The sequence below is a fragment of the Microcella humidisoli genome, assembly GCF_024362325.1.
Taxonomy (GTDB): domain Bacteria; phylum Actinomycetota; class Actinomycetes; order Actinomycetales; family Microbacteriaceae; genus Microcella; species Microcella humidisoli.
Genome location: NZ_CP101497.1, coordinates 933,831 through 960,251, shown reverse-complemented (window position 1 = coordinate 960,251; position 26,421 = coordinate 933,831). Strand labels below are relative to the sequence as shown.

At 70.8% G+C, this 26,421-nt stretch carries 28 protein-coding genes; 13 read left to right on the top strand and 15 right to left on the bottom strand.

The features are described from left to right. Position 1: 1 nt before the first annotated feature. The 7 genes from NNL39_RS04580 to purD all read right to left on the bottom strand — a co-directional run bounded on the left by NNL39_RS04580 (position 2) and on the right by purD (position 6,005). A complete protein-coding gene (locus tag NNL39_RS04580) occupies positions 2-748 on the bottom strand; it encodes a nucleoside/nucleotide kinase family protein (RefSeq protein ID WP_255160517.1) in 747 nt (248 codons plus the stop codon). Then, positions 745-1,506: an SGNH/GDSL hydrolase family protein gene (locus NNL39_RS04575; RefSeq protein ID WP_255160516.1), complete on the bottom strand. Its 762-nt coding sequence runs from the start codon at positions 1,504-1,506 to the stop codon at positions 745-747. The genes NNL39_RS04580 and NNL39_RS04575 overlap by 4 nt, the downstream gene beginning before the upstream one ends. Before the next feature lie 57 nt (positions 1,507-1,563). Next, positions 1,564-2,367 carry an SGNH/GDSL hydrolase family protein gene (locus NNL39_RS04570; RefSeq protein ID WP_255160515.1) on the bottom strand — a complete coding sequence of 268 codons (804 nt, stop codon included), beginning with the start codon at positions 2,365-2,367 and terminating at the stop codon, positions 1,564-1,566. A gap of 10 nt (positions 2,368-2,377) precedes the next feature. Then, a complete protein-coding gene (locus NNL39_RS04565; RefSeq protein WP_255160514.1) occupies positions 2,378-3,289 on the bottom strand; it encodes a VOC family protein in 912 nt (303 codons plus the stop codon). A 74-nt stretch (positions 3,290-3,363) separates the two neighbouring features. After that, the gene (locus NNL39_RS04560) at positions 3,364-3,705 is read right to left on the bottom strand and encodes a hypothetical protein (protein ID WP_255160513.1); all 342 of its coding nucleotides are present in this window, start codon (positions 3,703-3,705) and stop codon (positions 3,364-3,366) included. Between the two features lie 180 nt (positions 3,706-3,885). After that, on the bottom strand, positions 3,886-4,758 hold the full coding sequence (locus NNL39_RS04555; RefSeq protein WP_255160512.1) for a phosphoribosylaminoimidazolesuccinocarboxamide synthase: 873 nt from the start codon (positions 4,756-4,758) through the stop codon (positions 3,886-3,888). Next, on the bottom strand, positions 4,758-6,005 hold the full coding sequence (gene purD / locus NNL39_RS04550; RefSeq protein WP_255160511.1) for a phosphoribosylamine--glycine ligase: 1,248 nt from the start codon (positions 6,003-6,005) through the stop codon (positions 4,758-4,760). Before purD ends, NNL39_RS04555 begins: the two co-directional genes overlap by 1 nt. 35 nt (positions 6,006-6,040) lie before the next feature. On the opposite strand from purD, the gene NNL39_RS04545 reads away from it, so the two are divergent. Continuing rightward, the gene (locus tag NNL39_RS04545) at positions 6,041-6,397 is read left to right on the top strand and encodes a sterol carrier family protein (RefSeq protein WP_255160510.1); all 357 of its coding nucleotides are present in this window, start codon (positions 6,041-6,043) and stop codon (positions 6,395-6,397) included. Positions 6,398-6,427: 30 nt separating this feature from the next. Then, positions 6,428-6,751: a hypothetical protein gene (locus NNL39_RS04540; RefSeq protein ID WP_255160509.1), complete on the top strand. Its 324-nt coding sequence runs from the start codon at positions 6,428-6,430 to the stop codon at positions 6,749-6,751. Between the two features lie 4 nt (positions 6,752-6,755). Here the strand turns inward: NNL39_RS04540 and purF are convergent, their stop codons facing one another. Beyond that, positions 6,756-8,213, bottom strand: a complete 1,458-nt coding sequence (purF, locus tag NNL39_RS04535) for an amidophosphoribosyltransferase (protein ID WP_255160508.1) — start codon at positions 8,211-8,213, stop codon at positions 6,756-6,758. A 73-nt stretch (positions 8,214-8,286) separates the two neighbouring features. Here purF and purM point away from each other — a divergent pair, with 73 nt between their 5' ends. Further along, positions 8,287-9,384 carry a phosphoribosylformylglycinamidine cyclo-ligase gene (gene purM, locus NNL39_RS04530; RefSeq protein WP_255160507.1) on the top strand — a complete coding sequence of 366 codons (1,098 nt, stop codon included), beginning with the start codon at positions 8,287-8,289 and terminating at the stop codon, positions 9,382-9,384. A gap of 4 nt (positions 9,385-9,388) precedes the next feature. Here the strand turns inward: purM and NNL39_RS04525 are convergent, their stop codons facing one another. Further along, the gene (locus NNL39_RS04525; protein WP_255160506.1) at positions 9,389-9,613 is read right to left on the bottom strand and encodes a DUF3073 domain-containing protein; all 225 of its coding nucleotides are present in this window, start codon (positions 9,611-9,613) and stop codon (positions 9,389-9,391) included. Between the two features lie 160 nt (positions 9,614-9,773). Here NNL39_RS04525 and NNL39_RS04520 point away from each other — a divergent pair, with 160 nt between their 5' ends. The 3 genes from NNL39_RS04520 to NNL39_RS04510 all read left to right on the top strand — a co-directional run bounded on the left by NNL39_RS04520 (position 9,774) and on the right by NNL39_RS04510 (position 11,557). Beyond that, positions 9,774-10,874 carry an NAD(P)-binding domain-containing protein gene (locus tag NNL39_RS04520; protein WP_255160505.1) on the top strand — a complete coding sequence of 367 codons (1,101 nt, stop codon included), beginning with the start codon at positions 9,774-9,776 and terminating at the stop codon, positions 10,872-10,874. A gap of 83 nt (positions 10,875-10,957) precedes the next feature. Next, positions 10,958-11,260 carry a hypothetical protein gene (locus tag NNL39_RS04515; RefSeq protein WP_255160504.1) on the top strand — a complete coding sequence of 101 codons (303 nt, stop codon included), beginning with the start codon at positions 10,958-10,960 and terminating at the stop codon, positions 11,258-11,260. Between the two features lie 57 nt (positions 11,261-11,317). After that, the gene (locus NNL39_RS04510; RefSeq protein WP_255160503.1) at positions 11,318-11,557 is read left to right on the top strand and encodes a hypothetical protein; all 240 of its coding nucleotides are present in this window, start codon (positions 11,318-11,320) and stop codon (positions 11,555-11,557) included. On the opposite strand, the gene NNL39_RS04505 is transcribed toward NNL39_RS04510, so the two are convergent. Further along, positions 11,480-13,495, bottom strand: a complete 2,016-nt coding sequence (locus NNL39_RS04505; RefSeq protein ID WP_255160502.1) for a glycogen debranching N-terminal domain-containing protein — start codon at positions 13,493-13,495, stop codon at positions 11,480-11,482. The two genes, NNL39_RS04510 and NNL39_RS04505, sit on opposite strands and share 78 nt — an antisense overlap. A gap of 176 nt (positions 13,496-13,671) precedes the next feature. Here NNL39_RS04505 and NNL39_RS04500 point away from each other — a divergent pair, with 176 nt between their 5' ends. Genes NNL39_RS04500 through NNL39_RS04485 form a run of 4 tightly spaced genes read left to right on the top strand, consistent with a single transcriptional unit; the run spans position 13,672 to position 18,028 of the window. Further along, positions 13,672-14,718, top strand: a complete 1,047-nt coding sequence (locus NNL39_RS04500) for a LacI family DNA-binding transcriptional regulator (protein ID WP_255160501.1) — start codon at positions 13,672-13,674, stop codon at positions 14,716-14,718. Positions 14,719-14,751: 33 nt separating this feature from the next. Then, on the top strand, positions 14,752-15,978 hold the full coding sequence (locus NNL39_RS04495; protein ID WP_255160500.1) for a sugar ABC transporter substrate-binding protein: 1,227 nt from the start codon (positions 14,752-14,754) through the stop codon (positions 15,976-15,978). 5 nt (positions 15,979-15,983) lie between these two features. Further along, the gene (locus tag NNL39_RS04490) at positions 15,984-17,126 is read left to right on the top strand and encodes a carbohydrate ABC transporter permease (protein WP_255160499.1); all 1,143 of its coding nucleotides are present in this window, start codon (positions 15,984-15,986) and stop codon (positions 17,124-17,126) included. Continuing rightward, positions 17,123-18,028 carry a carbohydrate ABC transporter permease gene (locus NNL39_RS04485; RefSeq protein ID WP_407665150.1) on the top strand — a complete coding sequence of 302 codons (906 nt, stop codon included), beginning with the start codon at positions 17,123-17,125 and terminating at the stop codon, positions 18,026-18,028. The genes NNL39_RS04490 and NNL39_RS04485 overlap by 4 nt, the downstream gene beginning before the upstream one ends. A 35-nt stretch (positions 18,029-18,063) precedes the next feature. On the opposite strand, the gene NNL39_RS04480 is transcribed toward NNL39_RS04485, so the two are convergent. From NNL39_RS04480 to NNL39_RS04460, 5 genes are read right to left on the bottom strand one after another with little or no spacing between them, the layout of a single operon-like run. Next, a complete protein-coding gene (locus NNL39_RS04480) occupies positions 18,064-18,957 on the bottom strand; it encodes an SMP-30/gluconolactonase/LRE family protein (protein WP_255160498.1) in 894 nt (297 codons plus the stop codon). A 2-nt stretch (positions 18,958-18,959) separates the two neighbouring features. Next, complete coding sequence (locus tag NNL39_RS04475) at positions 18,960-19,697, bottom strand: SDR family NAD(P)-dependent oxidoreductase (RefSeq protein WP_255160497.1); 738 nt, start codon at positions 19,695-19,697, stop codon at positions 18,960-18,962. After that, on the bottom strand, positions 19,694-20,623 hold the full coding sequence (locus NNL39_RS04470) for an aldose epimerase family protein (protein ID WP_255160496.1): 930 nt from the start codon (positions 20,621-20,623) through the stop codon (positions 19,694-19,696). Before NNL39_RS04470 ends, NNL39_RS04475 begins: the two co-directional genes overlap by 4 nt. An 18-nt stretch (positions 20,624-20,641) precedes the next feature. Beyond that, a complete protein-coding gene (locus tag NNL39_RS04465) occupies positions 20,642-21,409 on the bottom strand; it encodes a FadR/GntR family transcriptional regulator (protein ID WP_255160495.1) in 768 nt (255 codons plus the stop codon). A gap of 18 nt (positions 21,410-21,427) precedes the next feature. Next, positions 21,428-22,627, bottom strand: coding sequence for a mandelate racemase/muconate lactonizing enzyme family protein (locus NNL39_RS04460; protein WP_255160494.1), 1,200 nt, complete (start codon positions 22,625-22,627; stop codon positions 21,428-21,430). Between the two features lie 445 nt (positions 22,628-23,072). On the opposite strand from NNL39_RS04460, the gene NNL39_RS04455 reads away from it, so the two are divergent. Genes NNL39_RS04455 through NNL39_RS04445 form a run of 3 tightly spaced genes read left to right on the top strand, consistent with a single transcriptional unit; the run spans position 23,073 to position 26,214 of the window. Further along, complete coding sequence (locus NNL39_RS04455) at positions 23,073-24,407, top strand: ABC transporter substrate-binding protein (protein ID WP_255160493.1); 1,335 nt, start codon at positions 23,073-23,075, stop codon at positions 24,405-24,407. Then, positions 24,404-25,351, top strand: a complete 948-nt coding sequence (locus NNL39_RS04450) for a carbohydrate ABC transporter permease (protein ID WP_255160492.1) — start codon at positions 24,404-24,406, stop codon at positions 25,349-25,351. The genes NNL39_RS04455 and NNL39_RS04450 overlap by 4 nt, the downstream gene beginning before the upstream one ends. 2 nt (positions 25,352-25,353) lie before the next feature. Beyond that, entirely contained in the window at positions 25,354-26,214 is an 861-nt protein-coding gene (locus NNL39_RS04445; protein ID WP_255160491.1) for a carbohydrate ABC transporter permease, read from the top strand. Positions 26,215-26,421 lie beyond the last annotated feature (207 nt).

Sequence of the window (26,421 nt, the reverse complement as noted above, 5' to 3'; positions counted from 1 at the left end):
TCTACCGAGCGGCGAGTACGTGGTCCGCGCGCTCGAGGGTTGCCGCGATTGCGGCCGCGTTGCGCTCGTCGGGGCCGAGCGCCCAGGCGCGCGCGGCGTCCGGGGTCTTGCCGAAGGCGATGTGGCGGGCGATGAGGCGCTCGTGCCGCGTGACCTCGTCGAGCACGACGCCGACCGTCACGTCGAGCAACGGCGTGACGCGGTGCCAGCCGTGCTCGCGCAGCAGCAGGTAGTTGCCCTCGACGATGATCGCGCCCACCTCCGCCGCGCCCCCGGCCGGGTCGCCGGTTCGCCGTTCAGGAAGCAGCTCGATCGCGTCGGGCACGGGCTCCTCGACACGCCGGTCGAACCCCGGCGCGCGCACCGCGCTTCCTGAACCGCGTGCATGACGCAGCCGCTCGAGCAGGGCGACGAAGGCGTCGACGTCGAAGGTGTCGGGGGCGCCCATGCGCTCGCGGCGTCCGAGCCGCACGAGCTCGGCCTGCGGCAGGTGAAAGCCGTCCATCGGCAGCACGCGCGAGCCGGGCAGCAGCGCGGCGAACTCGGCGGCCGCGGTCGACTTGCCGGCGCCGGGCGCTCCGGCCAGGCCTACGAGCAGCGGGGCGGATGCCGTGCGCGCGGCGAGCATCCCCTCGACGATCGCGGCGAGGGCGGGCAGGTCGATCGGGGTGCGACCCGCGGTCGGCGCGGCCGAGCCGCTCGTGCCGCTGCCGCTCGCGTCGCTGCCGCTCACGCCGCTGCCGCTCACGCCGGGATGCGCGCCGCGATGCCGTGCGCGACGGCGTCGTGCACGATGAACTGCGCCCACTCGCCGTAGCCGTGCGCGCTCGGGTGGAAGTCGTCCGTCGCGAAGTGGTCGGCCGCGTAGGGCGGCAGTGGCGGGGTCATGTGCGCGAGCGGGAAGCGCTCGAGAGCGCGGCGGGCGCTCACCTCGAGCGACTGCGCGTGCAGGTAGAGGGTTCCGCGCAGCGGTTCGGGCAGGAGTCCGAAGCGGTGGAAGGCGGGCAGGGCGCTCGTGAGCACGACCGCTTCCGGATGCGCGGCCGCGACATCGCGCACGATGCGCGTGATGTCGCGGCGGAAAGCGCGGTGCGAGCGCACCTGCATCGAGTCGTTCGCGCCGAGGCTGATGACGACGACGTCGGTGGGCTCGGCGAGGGCGTCGTCGAGGTGGTCGCGGATGACGTCGCGCGCGGTGGCGCCGTTGCGTCCGCGCGCCCGCCAGCGCACCGGCCGGCCGGTCGCGGCGGTGAGCTCGGCGGCGACGTGACCCGCGAGGCCCTCGGCGGCGTCGTCGACGCCCACGCCGACCGCCATCGAGTCGCCGATGACCAGCAGGCGGATGGGGTCGGTTCCGCCGCCGCCTTCCCAGGGCTGGGGCGGCTCGGGCAGCAGCGGCACGACGCGTCGCAGCTTGACGGTCTGCGGCACGATGATCGGCGCGAGGGCGAGCAGCACGGCCCGGCTGAGGCGGCGGCCGCGCAGCGGGCGGGGGCTCGAGGTCATGGGCGCGAGTCTAGGCCGCGGGTCGCGCCGGGCGGCGCGCGGGGGCCGGCGACTGCTCTAGTGGTCGTCGAGCAGGCGCCCGAAGCCGACGCTCCACGCGTCCTCCACCGCGAAGTCGGCCCAGTCCTTGTACCCGATCGCGCTCGGGTGAAAGTCGTCGCTCGCGAAGAAGCCCTCGGTGTACGGCGGCGGGGGCGGCGACATGTGCGCACGGGGGGCGGCCCCGACCAGCAGCCGCGCCTCGCGTTCGAGCGCCTGCGAGTGCCGGTAGAGGCTGCGGCGTAGCGGTTCGGGCAGCAGCTGGAACCGGAAGAACGCTGGCAGCGACGACATGAGCAGGGCGGCCTCGGGATGCGCGGCGAAGGTGCGCTCGAGAATGCGCCGGATGTCGCGGCGGAACGCCCGCGCCGACCGCAACGCGAGCGCATCGTTCGCCCCGACGGTCAGGAACACGAGGTCGGTGGGCCCCTCCAGCGCGGGCTTCAGGAAGTGCCGCACGAGGTCGCGCGCCGTCGCGCCGTTGCGCCCCGCCGCGCGCCAGTGCACGGGCCGCCCGGTGCGCGCGGCGAGCGCTTCGGCGAGCCGCCCGCCGAGGCCGAGGTCGGCGTGGTCGACGCCGACGCCCGCGGCTGTCGAGTCGCCGATCACGAGCAGGTGCAGGGTGCGGGATGCTCCGCCCGGGTCGTCGCGCCCGTCACGGTCGCCGCCGCCCTCGACGCGCCCCTCCCACGGCAGGGGCGCATCCGGAAGCCGCGGTGTCTCGCGCCGCAGCCGACGGCCCTGCGGCAGCAGCACGGGAGCCTGCGCGGCCGCGATCGCGCGGCTCAGCCGCAGCCGGCGCGGCACTCGGTACTCGTCCACGTGCGGGAGTCTAGGCGGGCGAGGGTGCCAGCCGGATGAGCGTGCCCCAGGGGTCGTCGAGCTCGAGCGTGCGGCCGTCCTCGCGCACGGCAACCCCGACGTGCCGCAGACGCTCAGCCGTGGCGCCGAGCTCGTCGGCGCTCGGCAGCACGAGGTCGACCTGGCCGAGGCCCAGGGCGGGCATCCGTCGACCGGCACCGCTGCTGCGCCACACGTTCATCGCCATGTGGTGGTGGTAGCCGCCCGCGCTCACGAAGATCGCCTGCTCGCCGTAGGCGTTCGTCAGGTCGAAGCCGAGCTGGTCGACGTAGAAGTGCCGCGCCGTCGCGATGTCGCCGACGCTGAGGTGTACGTGCCCGACAACCGCGGGCGCCGAGCCGTGCGCGGCGAGGGCGTCGCCGGTGAGGTGCTCGCGCAGGAAGGCGTTGGGGTCGAGGAAGAGCGTGGCCATCTCGACCGTGCCGTGCACCCACGACCACTGGGTGCGGTCGCGATCCCAGTAGAGCTCGACGCCGTTGCCCTCGGGGTCGTCGAAGTAGAAGGCCTGGCTGACGATGTGGTCGCTCGATCCGGTGAAGCGGTTCGGGTGCGTCGTCGCCACGGTGTAGACGGCGGCGGCAAGCGCGGCCTGCGTCTCGAACAGGATCGCCGTGTGGAACAGCCCGGCCTCGCGCGGCCCGGCATGCCGCAGCGTCGGGCTGTGCCGCAGAACGACGAGCGGGGTGGATGCGCTACCCGCGTCACCCGCGGCACCGTCCGCAGCGCGGCCGGCGCGCCCCAGCGTCACGACCGGCCCCGTCGCGTCGAGCACGCTCAGGCCCACCGCGTCGCGGTAGTACGCCGTCATCGCGTCGAGGTCGGCGACGTCGAGCGTGACGGGACCCATCGAGGTGTCGGCGGCGAGCCGGGAAGAGTCGGTCATACCCGAGTCAACCGGCTCGCGTCGCGCGTCATTCCGCCGCTAGTCGCAGTCTTCAGATAGACCACTGCTCGTCCTTAGGCGAGGAAGTCCTCCGCGTTTCGGACCACAGCAGCGTAGGCCCCGTCGACGTCCTGGAACTCTGGACAGAGCTCCAGGATTGTCCAGTCCACGAGTAGGCCGACATCTGCCCAGCCACCGGTCCACACCACGGCTTGGAAGACGTCGTCTCCTCTGAAGAGCGTCACGCCAAGAGACTCCGGGACTTCGATCGCGGTGCGGTCGGTGAGTATCGGTTGAGGCCACGATGCGCGCTCGTCGCGCCAGGTGAACGGACCAACGCGCGCGTAACGGCGCCACTCTTCGGCGGCGACAGCGAGGCGAGTCGCCAACTCATCAAGGTCAACGAGGTGCTCCATGACCCTGATCTTGCCGCACTCGCACATCGGAGTTCTTCCTCGATGTTACGAGAGCGACGATCGGTCCCAAACTGCATCTCGTTTCGGAGTGCGTCGCTATTTGGGACCGATCGTGGGGTTCAAGCCCACCTCGGCGGCAAAGGCGCGCGACGTTGGTGACTCGCCACGACAGCGACTGAACTAGGCGCAGAGGCGGTCGATGAGCTCGCGGTACCGTGCGGCCGTGCGCTCGACGATCTCGGCGGGCAGGGCCGGGGGCTCGCCCTGCTTGTCCCAGTTCGCGGCGAGCCAGTCGCGCACGATCTGCTTGTCGAAGCTGTCCATGCGGTTCGGGCCACCGGCGGCGTACAGTGCCGCGTCCCAGTACCGCGAGCTGTCGCTCGTCAGCGCCTCGTCGGCGAGGGTCAGCACGCCCGTGTCGGGGTCGGTGCCGAACTCGAACTTCGTGTCGGCGAGCAGCACTCCGCGCTCGGCGGCGATGGCGCTCGCCGCGGCGAAGATCGCGAGCGACGCATCCCGCAACTGCGTGGCCATCTCCTCGCCGACGAGCTCGATCGAGCGCTCGAACGTGATGTTCTCGTCGTGCTCGCCGAGCGGGGCCTTGAAGGCCGGCGTGTAGAGCGGCTCGGGCAGGCGGTCGCCGTCGTTGAGCCCCGCGGGCAGCGGGATGCCGCACACGGTGCCCGACTGCTGGTACTCCGCCCAGCCGGATCCGGTGAGGTACCCGCGCACGACGCACTCGATCGGCAGCATGTCGAGGCGTCGTACGAGCATCGCGCGGTCGGCGAGCTCGGCGGGCACCGCGGGCAGCTCCACATCGAGAGCGGTCACCAGGTGGTTCGGCACCTGCAGCCGGTCGAACCACCAGCGCGTGAGCTGGGTCAGCAGCGCGCCCTTGCCGGGGATGCCGGGCTCGAGCACGTGGTCGAACGCGCTGACCCGATCGCTCGCGACGACGAGCATGAGGGTTGGTGACCCCTCGCGCTCGTAGAGGTTGCGCACCTTGCCCGAGTAGACGTGGTGCCAGCCGAGCAGGGCGCCCGCATCCGTCATCAGACGACCCGCGCGGCGATGTCGGTGCGGTATTGGCCGCCCTCGAGGCCGATGCGGCCGATGGCCTCGTAGGCGCGGGCGCGGGCCTTGGTGAAGTCGGCTCCGGTGGCGACGACGCTCAGCACGCGGCCGCCCGTCGCGACGAAGCCGTCGGCCGAGCGCGCGGTGGCGGCGTGGGCGATCGTGACGCCTTCGACCGCGGCGGCCTCGTCGAGCCCGGTGAGGGGGCGATTGGGCGCGGCGGTCACGGGGTAGCCCTCGCTCGCGAGCACGACCGTGACGGCGACCTCGTCGCTGAACTCGGGGTGGGCGACGCCCGCGAGCTGGCCCGTGCTCGCCGCGAAGAGCAGTTCGCTCAGCGGCGTGACGAGGCGGGGCAGGACGACCTGCGTCTCGGGGTCGCCGAAGCGCGCATTGAACTCGATGACGCGGATGCCCTGCTCGGTGACGATCAGGCCGCAGTAGAGAAGGCCGATGAAGGGGGTCTTTTCGCGCTCGAGCTGGCGCACCGTCGGCTCGGCGACCGTGCGGATGACCTCGTCGACGAAGCCCTCGGGGGCCCACGGCAGCGGCGAGTACGCGCCCATGCCGCCGGTGTTCGGGCCGGTGTCGCCGTCGCCGATGCGCTTGAAGTCTTGCGCGGGGCTCAACGGCACGACCGTGTGGCCGTCGCTCAGCAGGAAGAGGCTGACCTCCTGGCCGGCGAGGAACTCCTCGACGAGCACCCCGCCCTGCTGCAGGTAGTGCGCGGCGTGGTCGACGGCGGCGGCGCGGTCGTCGGTGACGATGACGCCTTTGCCCGCGGCGAGCCCGTCGGCCTTGACGACATAGGGCGCGCCGAGCTCGTCGATCGCGGCCTCGGCCTCGGCGAGGGTGCCCGCGCGGATGGCGCGACCCGTGGGCACGCCCGCCTCGTCCATGATGCGCTTCGCGAAGGCCTTCGAGCCCTCGAGCTGGGCGGCCGCCTGGCCGGGGCCGAACACGGCGATGCCGCGGCGGCGCACCGCATCGGCGACGCCCGCGACGAGCGGCGCCTCGGGGCCGATGATGACGAGTTCGATGTCGTTGTCGACCGCGTAGTCGGCCACGACGTCGCCGCGCGTCGCGTCGAGCGCGACCGTCGGCACGACCGTGGCGATGCCGGCGTTGCCGGGGGCCGCGGTGATCTCGTGCGCCGTCCCCTCCCGCAGCAGGGCCGTGATGATGGCGTGCTCGCGGGCACCCGAACCGAGGACGAGGATTCTCACGCGGTCAGCCTACCCAGCGCCGGTACCCTCGCAGCATGGCCCGAGCGCGCATCGACGAGCAGACGGGGCGGGATGCTGTGCGCACGGTGCTCGCCGGTGCGGCCGAGCGCGCCGACCTCGCGATGGCCGTGCGCTACCTGCTGCAGGCGCTCGCCGAGGCCAGCCCGGGCCGCAGCGTGGAGGTGCGCGTGCCGCCGTTCGGCGCCGTGCAGGCCGTCGAGGGTCCGCGCCACACCCGCGGCACGCCGCCGAATGTGGTCGAGCTCGACGCCGAGACCTTCGTCGCGATTGCGACGGGATCGCTTATGTGGGGCGAGGCGGCGTCGGCGGGTCGCGTGCACGCATCCGGAGCCCGCTCGGATCTGTCGGCACTCTTCCCGCTCGCCTACTGAGTTCCCAGCGCTCTGCGCCACAATGAGACCGTGAGCACTCCCGACAGCCCGGCCTCCGACCGCACGACGGTGACGGTGCGGCGCGCGCCCAAGATCCCCGCGTTCATGGTCGTCGGCGGCCTCATCGGCTTTCTGGCGACGCTCGTGGCGACGAGCCTCTTCCCGGCCGACCCGCTCGTCGGCTACGCGGCGCTGCTCGGCTACTTCTCGCTCTACGGGGTGACCGCCGGGGTGCTGATCGGCGCGATCATCGGCGTCGTGCTCGACCGCCGCTCGCAACGGCAGGCCCGCACGGTCGAGGCCGAGCGCCAGGTCGTCGACGCCGCGCCGATTGAGGGCGAGCTCGAGGACTGAGCGTCTAGCTCAGCTGGTTCTGCTCGACCCAGCGCAGGTACTCGGGGCTCACCGTGCCGGTGACGTAGTCGCCCGTGAAGCAGCTCATCTCGAGCGACTCGATGCTGCTGCCCTCGAGAATCGCGGCCTGCATGTCGGCGACCTCCTGGTAGATGAGGTAGTCGCTGCCGAGCTCGGTGTTGATCTCGGGAATCTTGCGGCCGTGCGCGATGAGCTCGGTGCGGGTCGGCATGTTGATGCCGTACACGTGCGGGTAGCGCACGGGAGGCGCGGCCGAGGTGAAGGTGACCTTGTTGGCTCCCGCCGCGCGGGCCATCTCGACGATCTCTTTCGAGGTCGTGCCGCGCACGATCGAGTCGTCGACGATGAGGATGTTCTTGCCGGCGAACTCGCTCGACATGGCGTTGAGCTTCTGCTTGACGCTCTTCTTGCGCTCGGCCTGCCCGGGCATGATGAAGGTGCGGCCGACGTAGCGGTTCTTGTAGAAGCCCTCGCGGTACTCGATGCCGAGCTTCTGCGCCACCTGCATGGCGGCGGGGCGCGACGAGTCGGGAATCGGCATGACCACGTCGATGTCGCCCTTGGGCGTGTACTGCGCGATCGTGTCGGCGAGCCGGTCGCCGAGCCGCAGCCGCGCCTCGTAGACCGAGATGCCGTTCATGATCGAGTCGGGGCGGGCGAGGTAGACGTACTCGAACGAGCACGGGATCAGGCGCGGGTTCGCGGCGCACTGCTTCGAGACCATCTCGCCCGAGGCGGAGATGAACACGGCCTCGCCCGGCGCGACGTCGCGCACCGTCTCGTAGCCCGCGGCCTCGAGCACGAGCGACTCGCTCGCGACGACCCACTCGTCGCCCGTGAGGCCCGTCGTGCGGCGGCCGAGCACGAGGGGGCGGATGCCGAAGGGGTCGCGGAACGCCAGCAGACCGTGGCCGGCGATGAGGGCGATCGCGGCGTAAGAGCCTTCCACGCGCTCGTGCAGGCGGCTGATCGCGGCGAAGACCTGGTCGGGGTCGAGGTCGTTCCCCGTCACCTGGGCCTGCAGCTCGTGCGCGAGCACGTTGACGAGCAGCTCGGTGTCGCTGTTGGTGTTGAGGTGGCGGCGGTCGACGTCGAACAGCTCGCGCGTCAGCTCGCGCGTGTTCGTGAGGTTGCCGTTGTGCACGAGGATGATGCCGTACGGCGCGTTCACGTAGAACGGCTGCGCCTCTTCTTCACTGGATGCTGAACCCCGGGTGGCGTACCGCACGTGCCCCAGGCCCATGGTGCCCAGCAGGCTGCGCATGTCGCGCGTGCGGTAGGCCTCGCGCACCTGCCCCTTGGCCTTCGCCATGTGCAGCACGCGCCCTTCGGCGGTGGCGATGCCGGTGCTGTCTTGCCCCCGGTGCTGCAGCAGAGCCAACGCGTCGTAGACCTGCTGGTTGACGGGACTCGACGAGACGATGCCGACGATGCCGCACATGCGGGGCGTGCTCCAGACCGTAAGGTTGACGGTGACGCAGGCCAGTCTGTCAGACCGCGGAACGGATGAACGAATGACGAATTCTTATGCCGCCGCCGGCGTCGACACCGCGGCCGGCGACCGTGCGGTCGAGCTCATGAAGGCCTCCGTCGGCGCCACGCACGGCCCCGAGGTGCTCGGCGGGGTGGGCGGCTTCGCGGGTCTCTTCGATGCGAGCGCGCTGCTCGGCTACCGCCGCCCGCTGCTGGCCACGAGCACCGACGGCGTCGGCACGAAGGTCGCGATCGCGCAGGCCCTCGATATTCACGACACGATCGGGCAGGACCTCGTGGCGATGGTCGTCGACGACATCGTCGTCGTGGGCGCGAAGCCCCTCTTCATGACCGACTACATCGCATGCGGGAAGGTGCACCCGCAGCGCATCGCCGACATCGTGCGCGGCATCGCCGAGGCGTGCGCCGCGACGGGCACGGCGCTCGTCGGCGGCGAGACCGCCGAGCACCCGGGCCTGCTCGGCCCCGACGACTACGACGTTGCGGGTGCCGCGGTCGGCGTCGTCGAGGCCGACGAGGTGCTCGGGCCCGAGCGCGTGCAGCACGGCGACGTCGTCATCGCGATGGCGTCGAGCGGCTTGCACTCGAACGGCTTCTCGCTCGTGCGCCACATCCTCGCCGAGAAGAAGATCGGGTACCACGACGAGCTGCCCGAGTTCGGCGGCGTCGTGGGCCATACCCTGCTGACCCCCACCGCGCTCTACACGGCGCCGCTGCTCGACACCCTCGCCGAGCTGCCCGGCGCCATTCACGCCCTCAGCCACGTGACGGGCGGCGGCATCGCCGCCAACCTCGCGCGCGTGCTGCCCGTGGGCAGCTGGGTCGAGGTCGATCGCGGCTCGTGGAGCCCGCCCACCGTCTTCCGCGTGCTCGCGGACCTCGCGGGTGACACCCTCGAGTCGACCGAGGGCACGTGGAACCTGGGGCTCGGGATGCTCGCCGTCGTCGCCCACGACACCGCGAGCTCCGTCATCCGCGCGCTCGAGAGCCGGGGCGTGCCCGCGTGGGTCGCCGGCCGCGTCTCGACGGCCGCGCAGGACCTCACCGGGTTCGAGCAGGGCGCGAAGGGCGTGAACGGCGGAGCCGTGAGGCTCGTCGGCTCGTTCGCCGCGAGCTGACGCTCTAGGCGGTCTGCGCCGTCGGGTTCGCCGCGTCGTCCTCGTCGAGCTCGTCGTCGTCGAGGTCGTCCTCGTCATCGACGAGGTGAGCCCACTTGTCTTCGTACTCTTCGGCGTGCGCGGCAGCCGCGAGCTCGCGCTCGAGCGCCGTCAGGTTCGTGTCGGGAGTGAAGTACTTCAACTCGCGAGCCACCTTGGTGTGCTTCGCCTTCTGTCGGCCGCGCCCCATGCGTGACCCCCTCACAGTGTGTCGTCGGGTGAGCTAGGGAGAACCCCAGAATGCCGAGTCGGGACGGTAGAAAAACTGTGCGGAAGTTTAGCACGCACGGCCCGTGAGCCGACCCGGTTCCCCTGCCGCAGCATCCCGCGCACGGGGTAGCGTAGGGCGGGTGACTGCCCCCGACCTGACCACCTCGTGCGTGGTCATCGGAGCGGGGCAAGCCGGCCTCTCGGTGGCCTACTACTTGCGGCGGCTCGGCCTCGAGGCAGGGCAGGAATTCGTGCTGCTCGACCGCGGCCCGAGCACGGGCGGAGCCTGGCAGTTCCGCTGGGAGGCGCTGCGCCTCGGCTCGGCCCACCGCGTGAACGACCTGCCGGGCATGGACGAGCTGGGGCTGAGCTTCACGACCGCCGACCACCACGCTCCGGCGCGCGAGGTCGTGGCCGACTACTACCGGCGGTACGAAGAGCACTACGGCCTGCAGGTGGTGCGCCCGGCCTCGGTGACGCACGTGGAGGATCTCGGCCGCGACCTGCTCGTGCGGCTCACGACCGAGAACGGCCCGCTCGAGCTCGGCGCTTCGACGATCGTCAACGCCACCGGCACGTGGGGCTCGCCCTTCGTGCCCTGGTACCCCGGGCGCGACGGCTTCCTCGGCCGGCAGGTGCACACCGCCGACTACGTCGCCGCCGAAGAGTTCGCGGGGCTCAACGTCGTCGTCGTGGGCGCCGGCACGAGCGCGATCGGGTTCATCCTCGAGCTGGAGGGCCACGCCGCGAGCATCACGTGGGCCACGCGGCGCCCGCCCGAGTTCCTCGACGAGGTCGAGCTCAACCTCGAGGCCGCCGAGCAGGCCGTCGCGGCGCAAGACGAGGCCGCGCGCGCCGGACGCGCCTTGCCGAGCATCGTCTCGGGCACGGGCGTGCCGCGCACGCGCCGCATCCAGGCCGCGCTCGATCGCGGGGTGCTCGACTTCAAGCCCATGTTCGCCACGATCGAACCGGATGCTGTGGTCTGGCAGGACGGAACGCGCCAGGCCGCCGACGCCATCATCTGGGCCACCGGCTTCCGGCCCGAGCTGCGCCACCTCGCCCCGCTCAAGCTCCGCGAGAAGGAGGGCGGCGTCTCGGTGGCGAGCCACCACTCGGCGCGCGACCCCCGCGTGTTCTTCGCGGGCTACGGCCCGGCCGCCTCGACGATCGGCGCGAACCGCGCGGGTCGCAACATCGCGCGGCAGGTCGTCGCGACACTGAGCAAGATGGGGCGCTAGGCGCCCGCTGGCCGTCGGCCGTCGCGCGAGCATCCACCGATCGGGGGATGCCCGCCGGGCCGCGCACCTGCTTGCCTGGGGGCATGACCACGAGTCCTGCCCCGCGCCCTCGGTTCGTCGAGCGGCATCGCACCGCGCTCGCCGTCGGCGGGCTCGTCGTGAGCCTCGGCCTCGCGGTGCTGTGGCTGTTCGTCGTGCCCGAGCGCGCCGCGTCGACCACGGGGGTGCAGTCGTGGCTCATCCGCTTCGGGCACTCGATCTGCTGGGCGCTGCTCGCGACGACCGCGGCGCTCGTGCTCGCCCGGGCGACGAAGCGCGCGATCGACGTCACCGCCTGGGCGGCGCTCGCCGCCTACGCGGCCTTCCTCGCGGCGACGCTGCTCTGAACGACGCAGCTCGGAGCGGGCGGGCGCAGCGCCCGCGAGCGGTGCCATGCTGAGCGCGTGGATCTGTCGATCATCATCGTTCTGACTGCCGCGGTGCTCGGCGTGCTGCTGCTCGTGCTGCTGGCCGTCGCCGTGATCGTGCTGGGCCCGGCCGTGCGTCGCTCGCTCGCCGAGCGCGAGGCGTCGGGCTCGCAGCCTTCGGGCGAGCAGGAGCAGCGGTCAGAGCCCGACGTCGACCGACCGGTCGCCGATGCGCAGCCCGCGCACGGCGACGGACCCGAGGCCCCGGAGCGGTGACGAGTGCACGGTGCCGGCCAGGGCATCCGGTCGCAGCCCCAGGGCCGCGCTGAGCACGGCCACCGAGGAGGCCGCCGACCACGCCTGCGGGCGGCAGGCGGCGGGGTACGGCACGGGGAGGCCGACCTCGTCGACGGGGTCGCCCGAGTGCAGCTCGGGCATGCGGTAGTCGAAGCCCTCGGCGGCGCGCAGCAGCCCGCGCGCGAGCGAGGTCGCCACCTCGTCGTGCCCCTCGCGGGCGAGCCCGAGCACGGCGATGGCGGTGTCGTGGGTCCACACCGAGCCGCCGTGGTAGCTCAGCGGCCAGTAGCCGGTCGAGTCGGTCGACATCGTGCGCAGGCCGTAGCCCGAGTCGAGCTCGGGCGAGCCGAGGCGGGCGGCGACGAGCGCCGACTGCTCGGCGTCGAGCAGGCCCGTGCCGAGCAGGTGCCCGAGGTTGCTCGTGACGGTGTCGACGGGGCGCTTCTGCGCGTCGAGCGCGATGGCCGGATACGGGCCGAGATCGCCGCAGCGCTCGGCGTCGGTGATCCAGAACGCGGCGTGGAAAGCCGTGCGCAGGCGCTCGGCCCAGGCGCGCCACTCGTCAGCGCCGGGTCGGCCGAACGCTTCGAGCAGCGCGGCGCCGCCCATGGCCGCCTCGTAGGCGTAGGCCTGCACTTCGCACAGCGCGATCGGGCCGTCGGCGAGCGAGCCGTCGCGCCACTGCACGCTGTCGCCCGAGTCTTTCCAGCCCTGGTTGGCCAGGCCGTGCCCGCTGCGGTCGATGTACTCGAGCAGGCCGTCGCCGTCGGCGTCGCCGCTGTCGCGCATCCAGCCGAGCGCGGCTTCGAGGTTCGGCAGCAGGGCGCGCACCTCGTCGTCGGGCAGGCCCCACTGCCAGGCGTCGTGCAGCAGGCACACCCAGAGCGGGGTGGCGTCGACGGTTCCGTAGTAGAGCGGCGGCAGCGTGATGTCGTCGTCGATCACGAGCGACTGGCGGCGCAGCTCGTGCATGATCTTGCCCGGCTCCTGCGCCGACTCGGGCTCGTCGCGCGTGCCCTGCAGGCCCGCGAGCACGCGCAGGGTGCTGCCCGCCAGCTGCGTGCCGAGCGGCAGCATCATGCGCGCGGCCCACAGCGAATCGCGGCCGAAGAGCGTGAAGAACCAGGGGGCGCCGGCGGCGAGAAACGTCTCTTCCGGATGCTGCGCCGTGGTCATGCGCAGCGCGTCGAGGTCGTCGAGCGCGCGGTCGACCCAGCGCGTGAGGCGCTGGTCGCCCGCGTGCACCTCGGGGCGATTCCACGGCACGGGCCGCGCGTCGCCGCGCACGGCTCCGATCGCGTCGTCGGCGTCGAGCCGCCAGTCGACGCTGGCGCTGCCGCCGGGCCCGACCTCGATCGTCGTGACGAGGCGGATGCCCGTGGGGGTGCGCTCGATCTCGAGCGCGGTCGAGCTGACGCGCGCCGCGACGCTCTCGCCGCTCCAGCGCGCGGTCGCGCCGCCGCCGGAGGGCTCGATAACGAGCTCGGGGCTCGCGGTGGGCGCGTGCCCGAGCTTGACGTCGTCCATGCTCGAGGCGTCGAGGTCGAGCTCGATGACGACCGGCGCGCTGAGGGCGTGCTCGTGGCGGTTGCGCACCGTCAGGCGGTCGTGCACGCCGCGCGCGTCGACCGTGCGCTCGAGCGTCAGCCGCACCTCTGGGTCGGGCGTGTGGTCGTCGAGGTGGCGCAAGAGCGACTCGATGCGGGCGCCGTCGGCACTGCGCAGCGAGGTCGACAGGTGCTCCGCATCCTGATCGCCGACGCGCACGCGCAGGCCGCGCACGAGGCGCACGTCGCTCACGTAGATGCCGTGGATGGCCGCATCGCCCATGGTTCCGCGCGGCGACGACCACGCCTGCGTGGGGGCCCGCAGCACGACGAGCTCGTCGTTCAGCAGCGGTTGCAGTGATGCGGTCACGGTGGTCGGCCTCCTGGCTGAGTCGCGGGTGCCGGCGCCGTAGGGGTTGACACCGGTGTCGAATATCGGCAACACTACCGAATAATTTGATCGATCAAAACGATCGAGGCGAATTCTTCTGAGGCCGATCGATCGGGCGCAGAACACCACCAAGGGAGGCGGGGGAGATGGCGCGCATGCCCACCGTCGACGACGTGGCCGAGGCCGCGCAGGTCTCGCGCCAGACCGTCTCGAACGTCATCAACGCCCCCGAGATCGTGCGCGAGCAGACCCGCCTGCGGGTGCAGGAGGCGATCGACCGGCTCGGCTACCGCCCGCACGCCTCCGCCCGCCGGTTGCGCACCCGCAAGTCATCGACCATCGGCCTGCGGCTCGACCCGCTGCGCGACGGCATCTCGGGCGCCGTGCTCGACCGCTTCGTGCACAAGCTCGCCGAGCAGGCCGACGCGCGCGACCTGCGCGTCATGATCTTCACCGCCAACGGCGCCGACGACGAGCTCTCGCACATCCGCCGCCTGCGCGACGGCAGCGACATCGACGCCTTCATCCTCATCGCCACCTTCCACGGCGACCCGCGCATCGCCTGGCTCATCGAGCACGAGGTGCCGTTCGTGTCATTCGGCCGGCCGTGGGGCACGGCGGTCGACGACCCCCGGCACCGCTGGGTCGACGTCGACGGCCGGGCGGGGGTGCGGGATGCGACCGCGCGCCTGCGCGCGGCCGGCTGCTCGACCGTGGCCTACATCGGCTGGCCGAGCCCCTCGGGCACGGGCGATGAACGGCGCGCGGGATGGGAAGAGGCGTGCGGTCTCTCGGCCGACGACCGCTACCGCTACCAGGTCGTCACGGAGGACGGTGTCGACCAGGGGGCGATCTCGGCCCGCCACCTGCTCTCGATGGCGGAGCCGCCCGACGCCATCGTGTGCGCGAGCGACTCGCTCGCGCTCGGCGCCTCGATGGCCGCGACCGAGGACGGTCGCGGCGATGTGCCGATCATCGGGTTCGACAACACCCCCGTCGCGTCGGCGGTGGGGCTGTCGAGCATCGACCAGCCGCTCGACGAGGTCGTCGCGGCTGCCCTGACTCTGCTGTTCGGGCCGGAGGGCGACGTCGTCCTGCCGAATCCAGACAGCAACGAGGAGCCGACGAATCGGCTCCTCGTGCCTCGACTTGTCGAACGGCGGTCTACCCACCGCGCGCTCGGCGAGATCACCGGTGCCTGAGGCCCCGGCAATCACTCATCGAAAGGAAACATCGTGAGGACATCACAATGGAGTGCCGCGGCTCTCGCCGCGGGGCTCGTCGTCACTCTAGCGGCGTGCGCGCCGGCTGACGAGGGCGGCGAGGTGCAGACGGGCCAGGAGCTGACGATGCTCATCGGCTCGAGCGGCGACGCCGAGACGACCGCTGTGCAGGCGGCCGCCGACGCGTGGGCCGACGAGACCGGCAACTCGGTCGAGGTCATCGCCGCGAGCGACCTGGTGCAGCAGCTCGGCCAGGGCTTCTCGGGCAACAACCCGCCCGACCTGTTCTACATGCCGTGGGACCAGTTCCAGACCTACGCGGCGCAGGGGTTCCTCGAGCCCTACGCGGAGGACCTCGCCAACGCCGGCGACTTCCTGCCGGCGCTGCGCGATCAGTTCAGCTACGACGGGCAGTTCTACTGCGCGCCGAAGGACTTCTCGACCCTCGGTCTGCAGATCAACACCGACGCCTGGGAGGCCGCTGGCCTGACCGACGCCGATGTGCCGACCGACTGGGACCAGCTCGCGACCGTGGCGGCCGCGCTGACCACCGACGACCAGGTCGGCCTCTCGATGGGTCGTGAGTACGCCCGCGTGGGTGTCTTCATGAACCAGGCCGGCGGCACGCTCGTCGACGGCGACGCGATCACGGCCGACAGCGCCGAGAACGCCGAGGGGCTCGCGTACCTGCAGGGCCTCATCGAGGCCGGTTCGCTCAAGTTCCCGCAGGAGCTCGAGGCGGGCTGGGGCGGCGAGGCCTTCGGTCTCGGCAAGGCTGCGATGGTGATCGAGGGTCCGTGGATCAACGGCGCCATGCGCAACGACTTCCCTGACCGGAAGTTCATCTCGGTCGAGCTGCCTGCTGGCCCCGGTGGCCCGTCGACGTTCGCGTTCAGCAACTGCTGGGGTATGCCGATCGATTCCGAGACGCGCGACGCGACGCTGAACCTCATCGAGTTCCTCACGAGCGACGAGCAGCAGCTCGCGTTCGCCGAGGCCTTCGGTGTCATCCCGTCGACCGAGTCCGGTTCGGCCGCGTACGCCGAGCAGTTCCCCGAGAACGCGGCCTTCGTGGCCGGTGTCGCCTCGGCGGCGAGCCCGGTGGCGTTCCAGGGCGCGGCTGCGGCGATCGCCGACTTCAACACGCAGCTCGAGCAGATCGGCAGCGCTGAGCCGTCGAGCCTGCTCACCCCGCTGCAGGACAACCTGCAGGCTGCGTTCGACGAGGCGAACGGATAACCACTGTGGCTCGCACCGCAGTACGGCCTCGTCGCGGCGGAGGAATCCGCCGCGGCGAGGCCCGCGCGGGGTGGCTCTTCGTCGCCCCCTCGGTGGTGATCACGCTCGTCTTCCTCGTGATCCCCATCGCGCTCGCCCTCTGGGTGAGCTTCAGCGACTGGAACGGATTCCAGTCGCCCCTCAACCCGCGCGTCAACTTCGTCGGACTCGAGAACTACGCCGCCATCACCGTCGATGACGGCCTCGACCAGCAGAACTTCGGCACCGCCGTGCGCAACAACCTCTACTACGTGCTCTTCGTCGTGCCGCTGCAGACGATCATCGCGCTGCTGCTCGCCGTGCAGGTCAACCGCGCAGCGCTGCGCGGCCGCGGCTTCTTCCGCACCGCGTTCTACTTCCCCTCGGTGACGAGCACCGTCGCGATCGTGATCGTCTTCCAGTTCCTGTTCACCGCATCCGGCGCCGTCAATGCCGTGATCGGCGCCTTCGGCATCGACGGGCCCGACTGGTTCAATGACTCGACGGGGCTGTTCCACGGCTTCTTGAGCCTGTTCGGCATCACCCAGCCGAGCGGCCTGCTCGCCGAGCCGGGCTTCCTCGGCATCTCGGGATGGGAGTGGCTCGCCGGTCCCTCAGTGGCGATGAGCTCGCTCATCATGCTCGCGATCTTCACGACCTCGGGCACGTTCATGCTGCTCTTCCTCGCCGCGCTGCAGAGCATCGGTGCCGAGATCGACGAGGCCTCGCTCATGGACGGCGCGGGCCCCGTGCGCAAGTTCTTCTCCATCACGGTGCCCATGCTGCGGCCGACGCTCTTCACGGTGCTCACGCTCGGCCTCATCGGCTCGTGGCAGGTCTTCGACCAGATCTACGTGCTCGGCGGCACCTCGGCGGGCGGCACCATCTCGACACCGGCCTTCCTCGCCTACCGGTCGTCGTTCGTCGACCTCGAGTGGGGGCAGGGCGCGGCGATCGCGTTCATCCTCTTCCTCTTCATCATCGTGCTGACGCTGCTGCAGCGCTGGGCGCTCGCCGAGCGAGGACCGCGCAAGCGGAAGGCCTCGAGCTCGAGCAAGCCGGCCGAGACGTCGACCGCCGACAAGGCGGCCGCGGGCGCGGCGTTCACGGTCGACGGAGGACTGCGATGAGCGCCGTCACGCCGACCATCGAGGCCGCCGACGACCAGCAGCCGCGATCGTTCCGCCGCCGCAAGGTGCTCGGCGGTCGCGCGCGCACGACGATGCTGCTGAGCTACCTGATTCTCATCGGCCTCGCGCTGGTGTACATCTACCCCTTCATCATCTCGATCTCAGCGTCGTTCAAGACCGATGCCGAAGCGACGCAGGATGCTCTGGGCCTGATTCCCCAGACCATCACGTTCGCGGCCTACGAGCGGTTGTTCGGCGATGTGCCGTTCCCGCTCTGGGCGGGCAACACGATGCTCATCGCGACGGTCGTCACGGTGGGGCGCGTGTTCTTCGACTCGCTCGCGGGCTACGCGCTCTCGCGCCTGAAGTTCCGCGGCCGCACGGCGGTCTTCGTCGCCTACATCGCGATTCTGTCGGTGCCGGGCGTCGTGCTGCTCATCCCGCGGTTCCTCATCCTGCAGCAGCTCGGGCTGTACGACACCTACGGCGGCATGATCATCCCGCTGTTGTCGACCGCGGCGGGGGTGTTCATCATGAAGCAGTTCTTCGACTCGATCCCGGTGAGCATCGAAGAGGCGGCGCGCATCGACGGGGCGGGCACGTTCCGCACCTTCTGGACGATCGTGCTGCCCATGGCGAGGCCCGCCCTGGTGACGCTGTTCATCCTCTCGTTCCAGGGGTCGTGGAACGAGCTCGGCCACTTCATCGTGTCGCGGCAGAGCCCCGAGCTCAACACGCTCACGACGGGTGTGGCCTCGCTCGTGTCGGGCCAGTTGGGTTCGGGCAACCAGTTCCCGCTGCAACTCGCCGCGGCGGTGCTCATGACGATCCCCGTCGCGGTGCTCTTCTTCATCTTCCAGAAGCGCATCATGAACACGACCGAGGGCGGCGAGAAGGGCTAGTCGCTCATGCCGCGTCGCGCGCTGCTCGGCCTGCTTCAGGGCAGGTCGAGCAGCGCGATGCGGCCGGTGTCGACGCGCATCGCGAGGTCTTCGTCGAGGCTGGCCATCGCGACGGCGATGCGGCTCGTGTCACCCAGCACCGCGCAGTCGTAGACCCCGAGCGGGCCGGCTCCGGGGCCAGCGGCGATCGGCTCGGCGCGGTAGACGATCGTGGGCTCCGCATCCGGGCCCGCGTCGCTCTCGGTGGCAGTCGCCGGAGCGAGGCGCGCAAGGGCGCCCGCGAAGGCGAGCGCGACGTACACGGTGCCGTCGGGCGCGATCGACAGGCCGTCGGGTCCGCTGCCCGCGGCGAACCGCCCCCGCGATGTGACGCTGTTGTCATGGGACATCAGCGACACACGGTCGGCGAAGGTCTCGGCCACCAGCAGGGCGCCGGTCGCGTCGCGCTCGCAGCCGTTGGGGAAGACGAAGACGGATGCGCTGGTCGAGACCGTGCCGTCGGGCGCCACGCGCACGAGCGGCGAGGGCACCGGCTCGTCGTGCTCGGGGTCGAATCCGTAGCCGCCGACCCACGCCGTGCCGTCGGGATCGACGTGCATGTCGTTCGCGGAATGCGTCATGAGGTCGGCGAGGTCGGCATGTACCGAGACGGCTCCGGCGGCGCGTCCCGCGGCGTCGAACGGCACGCGCAGCACGCGGCGCTGCTCGCAGTCGACGACGAGCAGGTCGCCGGGGCCGTCAGGCCCGCCGGGCATCCACCCGAGCCCACCCGGCACGGTCGGCCCGCCGCCCACGGCGTCGAGCACCACCACAGCAGGCGACCCCGGCACCCAGCGCATCACGCGCGAGCGGAACATGTCGCTGAACCACAGCGCTCCGCCGCGCCACCGCAGCGCTTCGGGGAATCCGAGGCCCTCGAGCGTCGTCATGATTAGAACGTCATGGTGAGGCCGCCGTCGACGGTCACCACCTGGCCGGTCGTGTACGAGTTGTCGCGCGAGCTGAGGAAGTCGACGACGGGCGCGATCTCGGCGGGCATCGCGGCGCGGCCGAGCGGCAGCTTGCCGCTCGCCACATACTGCTGGCGGAATGCGTCGGTGTCGGTCTCGTCGGTGCCGTCGGGCAGCAGGCTCATGCGCGTGCGCACGAAGCCCGGCGCGACCGCGTTGGCGAGCACGCCGTGCGCGGCGAGGTCGAGCGCGGCCGAGCGCGTCGCCGCCTCGAGGCCCGCCTTCGATACGTCGTAGGCGAGGCATCCCGGTTGCGCCTGCCGAGCGTGCACGCTCGTGATCGTGACGATGCGGCCGAACCCCTGGGCCACCATGCCGGGCGTGAGTATGCGCATGAGGTCGAGCGGAGCATCCAGATTCACGGCCCACACCGCCCGCCAGTCGTCGAAGCCGCTGTCGTGAATCGAGCCCTGGCGAAAGATGCCGGCCACGGTGACGAGTACGTCGACGCCGCCCAGCCGTTCCGCCGCGATCGCCGCGCCGCGCGCGCGGGCCTCGGGGTCGGCGAGGTCGGTGATCACGACATCCTGACCGTCTTCGCGGTCGAGGCCAATCACGTGGTCGCCGCGCGCCCGCAGGCGGTCGGCGATCGCCGCGCCGATGCCGTTCGCGGCACCCGTCACGATCGTGCGCAGGGGCGCGTCAACAGGGGCGGTCATGATGCCTCCGATTCGTCGAGGGTGGTGGATGCCCACCGCACGCTCAGCGCCACGCTCCAGTCGAGCGTGCCGCCGGGCGGCAGTCGCACCAGATCGAGGTCGAGCGCGGTGCCGGCGCCGTGCGGGGTCGAAGTGGGTTCGATGCCGAGCGCGACGACCTGCCCGTTCCAGGGTTGCTCGGGGGAGGCCCCGAGCTCTTCCCAGAGCAGCGCGTGGGGCAGGGCGCCGCCCTGCCACTCGACGAGCACGTCGACGTGCGGGCCGCGCGCCCCGATGCGCTGGGGCTGCACGCCCGCGAGCCCGGTGACGCGGGCCGGGGTCGCTCGGTCGACGACCGTCCAGCGTTCGGCCGGGTCGCCCGGCCACGGCAGAGGCGCCCCCTCGGGTAGGCCGGCGTAGTCGAGCGGCCGCAGCTGCGTGCCCGCGGGCACGTCGAGCGCGAGGGGGGCGGCGAGCACGTCACCGCCGAGGATGAGGTGTTCGGCCGCGACGAGCACGCGCGTCGAGTCGCCCGCGTTGTGCACGCGCGTGGCGACGGCGGCACCGTGGTCGGTGAGCCGCCAGAGGCGCTCGGCGCTCAGCCCCTCGCGGTCGGCCCAGCCGAGGGCGACCGTGTCGGGCGCGCGCGAGACCTCGAGCCAGGGCGCTTGCGAGGCCGTGCCGTGAAACCCTTCGGCCACGGCGGCGAGCGGGTTCGGCTGCCCCGCGGTCGGAAAGCACAGCTGCCAGCCGCCGCGCCAGCGCTCGACCCAGGTCGATTCATCCGCTGCCGGCCGGGCTCCGGGCAGCACGGCCGAGCCCCAGGGCGTCGCGGTGAGCACGGGCCGCCCGTGTACGAGCAGGTCGAGCAGCACGCCGCCCTCATCGGGCAGCACGGTCGCGCTGACGCCGCCGTGCTCGAGGCGCACCGCGGGTTGCGCGGTCATCCCGATGCCCCTGACGGTCTACGCAGTCGCAGCGCCATCGCGCTGCTCGCTGAGGGCCTTGATGAGCGCGTTCTTGCCGTCGAGCACGACGCGCAGCATGGCCTCGGCGGCCTTCTCGCCGTTGCCGCCGTTGATGGCGTGGAAGACGGCGGCGTGGGTCTCGGCGTCTTCGGAGAAAACCTCGTCGTCGGCCGCCGTGGCCTGCTGAACCGTGAACGAGGAGTACATGAAGTCGGCGACGACGCTGCCGAACTGCCGCAGCAGCACGTTGTGCGAGGCGGCGTAGACGGCGAGGTGGAACTCGACGTCGGCGTGCGCGTAGCCCTCGCGGTCGGTGGCGTTGGCGACCATGTCGTGCAGCGCGTCGTCCATGCGGCGCAGGTCGTCCATCGACGAGCGGCCCGCGGCGAGGCGGGCGGCGGCGGGCTCCATGATCTGGCGCACCTCGACGAGGTTGCGCATGATCTCGTCGCCGCGGCCGACCTCGCTGTGCCACCGAAGGATGTCGCTGTCGAAGACGTTCCAGTTCTCGGGCTGGCGCACGCGCGTGCCGATCTTCTGGCGAATGTCGACGAGGCCCTTCGCGGCGAGCACGCGCATGCCCTCGCGCACCGAGGTGCGGGAGACGCCGAACTGCTCGGTGAGCTCGGCCTCGCGGGGCAGCAGGTCGCCGGGCGCGTACTGGCCGCCGATGATCTGCCGGCCGACCCCGTCGATGACCCGGCCCTGCAGTCCTCGCATCGAATAGCCCGCACCGCGTTCGGCATCGCCGACGATCTCTGCCATGCGCGGGCCTCCTTGCAGCTAGACGACGTGACTCACCTTATTCGGCACCTCGGGGCTCGTGTACACGCGCTCGTGGTCGATCGAGATCTCGACGTGCCGCAGGTAGGGCAGCAGACCGATGAGGTCGACCTCGATGCCGAGCCCGGGGGCCTCGGGGGCTCGCACCTCGCCGTTGGCGTCGGGGAGGATGTGGTTGCTCGAGATGGCGAGGGCCACGGGCTTCGGCTCAACTGGGTACTCGCAGATGCGGTGATCGGCGAGGCCGGCGAAGGGCTGCAGCGAGGCCGAGAGGGCGAGGTGCGAGGTGAAGGTGTGGTTGACGTAGGTGGTGCCGTGCCGCACCGCGTGGTCGGCCACCGCTTTCGAGGGGCCGATGCCGCCGATGCGCGCGGCATCCACCTGAATGAATCGCACGCCGCCGTAGTCGATGAGGTTCGTGGCCATGTGCACGGTGTGCGCGCCCTCGCCGCCCGCGACGCCGACGGTGCGGGCGCGCGATGCGAGCGCGGCGTGCGCCACGTAGGCATGCGGAACGAAGGGCTCTTCGAGCCACGTGGCGTGCGCGTTCTCGAGCGCCTCGAGCCGAGCGATCGCCGCGTCAACGTCGTCGCCCCAGATCTGACCGGCGTCGATAAGCAGCTGCGCGTCGTCGCCGAGGCCTTCGCGCGCGGCGGCCACGTGGTCGGCGTCGGCCGCGGCCGTGCCGGTGCCGTAGCTGCCCCAGCCGAACTTCACGGCGCGAAACCCGTTGGTGCGCGCCAGTCGGGCGCGATCGAGCGTCTCCTGCGGGGTGTCGCCCATGAGCATGGATGCGTACGGAAGCTTCGCGTGGTTCTCGGTGTACCCCAGCAGTCGCCAGACGGGTTCGTCGCGCACCTTGCCGAGCAGATCCCACAGCGCGATCTCGATGCCCGACCAGGTGTGGCCGGCCTGCAGCAGGTCCATGCTGTTGCGCGCGACGAGGCGGGCGATGCGGTGGATGTCGTCGGGGCCGTCGAGCCGCTCGCCGATGACGGATGCCGCGACGGGCTGGCAGACGCCGTGCGATCGTGGGGTGATGAACGCGGCGATCGAGGTGAGCGGCGAAGCCTCGCACTCGCCCCAGCCCTCATGCCCGTCGGCCGTGACGCGCACGAGCAGGGCGTCTTGACTTCCGTCGGCCTCGAGGGTGACCTCGGGCATGGACGCGTAGTAGAAGTCGACGGAATCGATGTTCATGTGCCGTGTGCCGCCTTCGCGCTGGATACGTGGTGCATGCTCCTCGCGCGGCGGCTGCGGCGTGCTGCCGTGCTCGCCACCGTGCGATGCATCGTTAGATCATACGTTACAACCAGAATGTACGGTGAAGGTGGTAACAATTCCGCATCCGGTCTTGCCAAGTGCGTGTCTAGGTATGATGTAATGACTCCACGAACATGGCTCAGGCCATCGTGCGAAGAAACGGGACGATGATGTCGCAGACGCTGAACCGCCGCCTGGCACCCGCCGGCCGCGCGCGCCTGCACGCCGCCCGCCCGCACGCCCCTCACCCTTCGGCGGGCCACCCAGCCCGCCCGAAGCTCGCCGCACAGGCGACGGCCCGGCGACGTGCCGACGCTGCGCGCGCGATTCCCGACCCGACCGGGGCCACCCGGTCGGGTGCTCCGATAGGAAGGACACAGCAATGAACAAGCGACAGGTGGGGGCACTCGTCCTCACGGCGAGCCTCATCGCAGGGCTCTCGGCCTGCGCGCCGGCTGAAGAGCCGGCTGCCGAGCTCGGCGGCGACCTCCTGGTGTGGGACACGGGCATCCTCGGCCGCACCCTCGAGAACGGCGACCCCGACCTCGAGAACTCGTTCATCGACAAGATGGCCGTGGCGTTCGAAGAGGCGAACCCCGGCACCAACATCGAGGTCGTGCAGCAGGGTGGCGACATCACGTCGGCGGCCGCGCAGTTCCAGGCGGCATCGATCGCCGGCGACGGCCCCGACATCCGCATTCAGTACGCGGGCGGGCCGACGCTCTCGTTCGGTGACTTCTTCACCGACCTCGACGAACTGATCGACGCGGATGTTCTCGACAAGCTCGCGGGCGTCAACGTCAACCGCGAGGGCTACAGCCCCGACGGCCGCCTGCTCGGCATGCCCTACGGTGCCGGCAACCTGTTCACGGTCTTCCAGAACCACGCGGTGCTCGAAGAGGCGGGTCTCGACCCGGCCAACCCGCCCACCACGTGGGAGGAGATGCTCGCCAACGGCCAGCAGGTCGTTGACAACACCGACAAGAACGGCTTCTGGGTCGCGAACCTCGAGGGCTACGTCGGTGCCTGGATGATCTCGGCGCTCGTCGGCGGTCAGCTCGGTGAGTCGGTCTTCACGCAGATGTACGCGGGCGACATTCCCGTCGACGACCCGGCCATGGTCGCCGCCTACGAGGCCTTCGCCGAGTGGGGCGCGAGCGGGCTCACCAATCCCGACGCCGGCCAGGTGTCGAACGGTGAGTCGACCGCTGGCTTCGTCAACGGCAGCAGCGCCTACTACCTCGTCGGCAGCTGGGAGAACAACAACATGCTCGACGCCTTCGGCGAAGACGGTGTGAGCTCGTTCTTCATCCCGACGCTCGAGGGCTCGGAGTTCCCGAACATCGGCGCTGGTGGCCCGGAGATCGCGCTGTCGATCACCGAGTACAGCGAGAACAAGGAGCTCGCCGCGGCGTTCCTCACCTTCCTCGCCCAGGCCGAGAACCAGGACGTGTTCGTCGAGCTCTACCAGACGCAGGGCTCGAACCACGTCGACGGCGACCCGTCGAAGATCGAGAGCCCGCTGCTGCGTCAGCAGTTCGAGCAGCTCGCGCTCGCCACCGATGGCGTCACCTTCGCCTTCGACAGCGTGATGCCGCAGGCCACGATCGACCTGTTCTACCGCGTGAACGCCGGTGTCTTCACCGGCAGCATCACGCCGGAGGACGCGGTCGCGCAGCTCAAGGCCTCCTACGAATCCGAGATCGCGAACCAGTGACCTCGGCTGCTCTCACCTCGCGCGTGGGCGCCGCTTCGGCGGCGCCCACGGGCGGGGCCCACCCGCCCCGCAAGCCCGGAGGAATCCGCCGGCGTGACCGCATCGTCGGTCTCCTCGCGGTTCTTCCGGCCTTCCTCGTCGTGGTTGGCTTCATGGCCTTCCCCGTCGCCTTCGCCCTCTTCATCTCGTTCACGAAGACCAACGGTCTGCGCTTCGAGTGGCGCTGGTTCGACAACTACATCGCGCTGCTGAACGACCCGATCGTGCACCAGGTGTTCCTCAACAACCTGAAGTTCCTGATCTCGGTGCCGCTCGTCATCTTCGTGGCGCTCATCGTCTCGGTGCTGCTGTTCGAGCGGGTGCGCGGCTGGAAGTACTTCCGCGTCATCTTCTTCCTGCCGAACGTGCTCTCGGTCGCCGTCATCGGCATCATGTTCCGCAACGCCTTCGGCTACTACGGCGGCGTCAACCAGGCCCTCGCGCTCTTCGGCGTCGAACCCATCCAGTTCTTCACCAATGGCACGACGGCCATCGCCATCATCATCCTGGCGCTCGTGTGGGCCGGCTTCGGCTACCAGTCGCTGCTGCTGCTTGCGGGGCTGACGGCCATCAACCCGGCCGTGTTCGAGGCGGCCGCGATCGACGGCGCGGGCTGGTGGAAGCGGCTCTGGTACATCACGCTGCCGAACATCCGACGCGTGCTGGGCTTCGTGTTCATCATCAACGTGATCTACACGTTCTCGTCGCTCTTCGGCTTCATCTACGTCATGACGGCCGGCGGCCCGGGCTTCGACACCACGACGATCGACTACCTCGTGTACCTGCGCGCCTTCTCGAGCACGAACCTCGGTTCGGGTGCGGCGCTCGCGGTCATCCTGTTCCTCTTCATCGGCATCCTCACCCTCGTGCAGAACCGGGTGTTCAAGCTCGGAGAGGAGGACTGATCATGGCCACCACCGAAGACGACGTCGTCATCAGCAAGCGCATCTCGTCGGGCCGCACGCAGTGGCCCATCTTCATCGCGCTGCTGCTCGTGGCGGCCACGATCGTGTACCCGCTGTACTTCGTGATCATCACGTCGTTCCGCCCCAACAGCGACTATCTGCAAGACCCCTTCGGGCTGCCGGGGGTGTGGACGTTCGAGAACTACCTCAACCTGGCCAACACCTACGGCATCGGGCAAGCGTTCTTGAACAGCCTGTTCGTCGGAACGGTGTCGGTGAGCGTCATCCTCGTGCTCGCCTCGCTCGCGGGGTACGCACTGGCGAAGCTGCCGGTGCCGGGGCAGAAGTACATCACCGCCACGTTCGTGTCGGTCATGCTGCTGCCCGGGCCCGTGCTGATCATCCCGATCTATCTCATGCTCGCGCGCCTCGACCTGGTCGGCACCTACACGGGCCTGATCCTCGTCTACGTGGCCACCGGGCTGCCGTTCGCCACGTTCTTCTTGACGCTGTCGTTCCGCGGCATTCCCGACGAGGTCATCGAGGCGGCGCGCATCGACGGTGCCGGCTTCTTCCGCATCATGTGGTCGATCGTTCGGCCCATGGGCTCGAGCGGCCTCGCGACCCTCGCGGTGCTGCAGTTCTTGGGCGCGTGGAACGAGCTGATCTTCGCGGTCATCCTCATCCCCGAAGAGTCGATGCGACTGCTCACCCCGCAGCTCGCGAGCATCGGCGAACGCTTCCTGACCGACCAGCCGCTCGTGTCGGCGGGCCTCTTCATCACGGCCTCGGTGCCGCTGATCTTGCTGGCCTTCGCGTCGAAGTACATCATGCAGGGCCTGCAGGTCGGCGTCAGCCGCTAGGCATCACAGACCTCGCGGGGCTGGGCTGCCCGAGCGCCCAGCCTCGCGAGCTATGTCCTGGACGGGGGTGTCGCCCGCGACTCCTAGGACCCGTCGAACCAGCCGCGGGCGTGGAAGGTCGCGTCGAGGGCGGGGCCGCGGCGCGTGGGGGCGGCCCACTGCACGCCGTTGGCGAGCACGCGGTGGATCCTCGGGTGGTGACAGACG